Raw genomic sequence first — 3,928 nt, forward strand, 5'->3', positions numbered from 1 at the left:
ACGCGCCCGCCGGCTCGGCCGAGCGCGACTGGTACGTGTGGTCGGACACCGAGGAGCGCTACCAGGACGCGCGCATCATCTTCACCGACAGCGAGCCGTCGAACTGGACCTGGGACCCGGTGCGCCAGCAGTACTACTGGCACCGCTTCTTCTCCCATCAGCCCGATCTGAACTACGACAACCCCGAGATGCGGGAAGCGATGATGAACGTAGTCCGCTTCTGGCTCGACCTCGGCCTGGACGGCTTCCGGTTGGACGCGGTGCCCTACCTGTTCGAGCGGGACGGCACCAACGGCGAGAACCTGCCGGAGACCCACGAGTACCTCAAGCACCTGCGGGCGACCATCGACTCCGAGTACCCGGGCAAGGTGCTGCTGGCGGAGGCCAACCAGTGGCCGTCGGACGTGGTCGACTACTTCGGCGACGGCGACGAGTGCCACATGTGCTTCAACTTCCCTCTGATGCCCCGGATGTTCATGGCGCTACGCCGGGAACAGCGGTACCCGATCACCGAAATCCTCGCTCAGATCCCCCCGATCCCGGACGGCGCCCAGTGGGCGCTTTTCCTGCGCAACCACGACGAGCTGACGCTCGAGATGGTCACCGGCGAAGAGCGTGACTACATGTACAACGAGTACGCCAAGGACCCCCTGATGAAGCTGAACCTCGGCATCCGCCGCCGGCTGGCGCCGCTGCTGGACAACAACCTCGGATCGATGGCGTTGTTCCACGCCATGTTGTTCAGCCTGCCGGGCAGCCCGATCCTGTACTACGGAGACGAGATCGCCATGGGGGACAACGTTTTCCTCGGCGACCGCGACGGCGTGCGCACCCCGATGCAGTGGACCCCGGACCGCAACGGCGGCTTCAGCAGCGCCGACTTCGCCCGCCTCTACCTGCCTCCGCTGATGGATCCCGTCTACGGCTACCAGGCGGTGAACGTCGAATCGGAGATGCGGAACCCTAGTTCGTTTCTACATTGGGTAAGAAGAATGTTGGTGGTAAGAAAAAACCACCCGGTCTTCGGAACCGGCGCCATGGAGGTGCTCAGCAACCAGAACCCGTCGATCCTGGCCTATATCAGGGAAACGGAGGACGACATCATCCTGTGCGTGAACAACCTCAGCCGCTTTGCGCAACCCGTCGAGCTCAACCTCGGCCGCTTCCAGGGCAAGACCCCCGTCGAGATGATCGGGCGAGTCCCGTTCCCCAAGATCGGTGAGCTGCCCTACCTGCTGACGCTCGGGGAGCACGGCTTTTACTGGTTCCAGCTGGTGGACGCATGAAATCCGTCGACCGGGACGACCTGATCCAGGCGCTCGAGCGCTTCCTTCCGCTCCAGAGGTGGTTCGGTGGCAAGGGCCACGAACTCGTCGAGATCAACCCCGAGGTCATCGACCTGGTTCGGGAGGAGTGGCCGGCGCTGATCCGGGTCGAGGCGGTCGTCAAGGCATCGGGCATCGACGACGAGCGGTACAACGTCCTGATCGGCCTTCGCCCCGCCGACTGGACCTTGACCTTTTTGGAGGGCAACTCCGAGGCCCTGCTGGGCGAGCTGAACACCGACGAGGGCCCCGTCTGGGCCTACGAGGCAGTGCGTGACACCGAGCTTTCCCGAAGACTCTTCAAGGAGCTGTTCCCCGACATCCTCCAGCCGGCCCGGGTGCGTCCGATCACCGCCGAGATGTCCAACACCATGCTCATCTACGACGACCAGGTGGTCTTCAAGATCTTCCGGACCCTGTCGGAGAAGGTCAACCTGGACCTGGAGGTCACCGAGGCGCTGGGAAGGGTCGGATTCCCCCATGTCGCCGCGCCGCTGGGGGTCTGGCGGAAGGACGGAACCGATCTGGGGATGGTGCAGCCGTACCTGGCCGGCGGGGTCGAAGGCTGGGCGATGGCGCTGACGTCGCTCCGCGACATGTTCGGCAGCCGGGCCGACCCGTGGGTTTCCGGAGGCGACTTCGCCGCCGAGGCGTTTCGTCTGGGCACCACCACCGGGAAGCTCCACGCCGCGCTGGCCGAAGCCTTCGGGACCTTCCCGGGCAACTCAGCCGAGTGGGCCAAGGCCATGGAGGGCCAGCTCGAGAGGATCGACCACCCGGACCTGGACAAAGAGGCTGCGAGTCGTATGTTCGAACGCCTGGCGGCGCTGGAGGACTGCGGTCCGGCCATCCGCATCCACGGCGACATGCACCTGGGCCAGGTCATGCGAACCGACACCGGCTGGTTCGTCCTGGACTTCGGCGGGGAGCCGTCGAGGCCGGTGGAGGAACGGCGGATGCCCACGTCGCCGATGAAGGACGTAGCCGGGATGCTGCGCTCACTGCACTACGCGACCTGGACCGCTGCCGCCGAACAGGAGGACCAGGAGCAGGTGGCGCAGGAGCTTGCGCACGAGTGGGAGCAGCGCAACCGGGGCGCCTTCGTCGACGGTTATCTCCGGGCGGCCAGGGAGGCCGGGGGACTGCTGCCCACCGACGAGGACAACTTCGGCCTGGTCCTGAAGGCGTTCGAGCTGGACCGGGGCATCTACGAGATCGGCTACGAGCTGGCCCACCGGCCGGAATGGGTGAAGATCCCGATGGCGGCTATCCAGAGCCTGTACTAGCAGGGCCGCCCGGCAGGTTCCGCCACTTCTCGTCGAGGCAATCTGTTTCCCCCAGGTCCTCCGCGCGGATCCGCTTGTGCTTGTGCGCGATCGATGCCCTCAAGCGCATGCCGGCCGATTCATGCGAGCCCGCATCCTCGCGATCAGGTCTCGCTGCCCTGTAGCGTGCCCCCCGGGCCGATCATCTGGATACCGCCCCGGCGGCCGAAGCTGCGCTAAGGTCGCAGGCATGGCGCCGTCCAAGTCGGAGCACTATCTCGAGCTCAACGGTCACGAGGTCAAGGTTAGCAACCCTGACAAGATCTTCTTCAAGGAGATCGGAGTCACCAAGCTCGACCTGGTGAACTACTACCTGGCCGTCGCTCCGGGGGCGATCCGGGGCGTTTACGACCGGCCGACCTCTCTCAAGCGCTTTCCCAACGGCGCCGACGGCGACTTCTTCTTCCAGAAGCGGGTGCCGTCGCCCCGGCCGGAGTGGATCCAGACCGCCATCGTCCGGTTCCCGAGCGGCCGGTCGGCGGAGTTCCTGACGATCGTCGACGAGGCCCACCTGGTGTGGGCGATCAACCTCGGGTGCATCGACCTGAATCCGTGGCCGGTCCGTCGGACCGACCTGGATCGTCCGGACGAGCTACGGGTGGACATCGACCCGACGCCGGGCATCCCGTTCGAGCACGTCCGGGAGGTGTCGATGGTGGTCAAGGAGGTGCTCGACGAGCACGGCCTGACCGGCTTCCCGAAGACCTCGGGCTCGCGGGGAATCCACATCAACGTGCGGATCCAGCCGCTCTGGGGTTTCACCGAGGTCCGCCGGGCCGCCCTGGCGCTGGCCCGGGAGGTGGAGCGCCGGGACCCGCTGGCGACCACCGCCTGGTGGAAGGAGCAGCGGCACGGCGTGTTCCTCGACTACAACCAGAACGCCAGGGACCGCACGGTAGCCTCGGCGTACTCGGTTCGGCCGAAGCCCGATGGGCGGGTGTCCACGCCGCTCGACTGGGACGAGGTCCCTGATGTCGAGCCCGCAGACTGGACCGTCGCAACGGTCCCCGAGCGGTTCGTGTCGAAGGACCCGGACGCTGCGATCGACGGGGTGATCGGATCACTCGACTCACTGTTGCAGTTGTCACTTGAGGACGAGAAGCGAGGTGAGGGCGACGCCCCCTGGCCCCCGAACTTCCCGAAGATGCCGGGCGAGCCGAAGCGGGTCCAGCCGTCGAAGGCCAAGAGGGAGAAGTAGCGGACGATTTAGCTGGACCCCTAGGGACCCAGGACTTACCATCAGAACGTGAGCAACCAGCCACAGGTAGTGATAGCCCC

3 protein-coding genes are annotated in these 3,928 nt (G+C 65.8%); all 3 read left to right on the forward strand.

From position 1 onward, the window contains the following. Positions 1–1,286, forward strand: a 1,286-nt coding sequence (treS, locus tag VFV09_07915) for a maltose alpha-D-glucosyltransferase (protein ID HEU4867636.1), incomplete at its 5' end; no start/stop codon positions are given. Then, positions 1,283–2,611, forward strand: a complete 1,329-nt coding sequence (locus tag VFV09_07920; GenBank protein ID HEU4867637.1) for a phosphotransferase — start codon at positions 1,283–1,285, stop codon at positions 2,609–2,611. The genes treS and VFV09_07920, both read left to right, overlap by 4 nt. 229 nt (positions 2,612–2,840) lie before the next feature. Beyond that, positions 2,841–3,848: a DNA polymerase domain-containing protein gene (locus VFV09_07925; protein ID HEU4867638.1), complete on the forward strand. Its 1,008-nt coding sequence runs from the start codon at positions 2,841–2,843 to the stop codon at positions 3,846–3,848. The last annotated feature ends 80 nt before the right edge of the window (positions 3,849–3,928 follow it).

Source organism: Actinomycetota bacterium, assembly GCA_035759705.1.
In the GTDB taxonomy this organism is placed as follows: Bacteria; Actinomycetota; CADDZG01; order JAHWKV01; family JAHWKV01; genus JAJCYE01.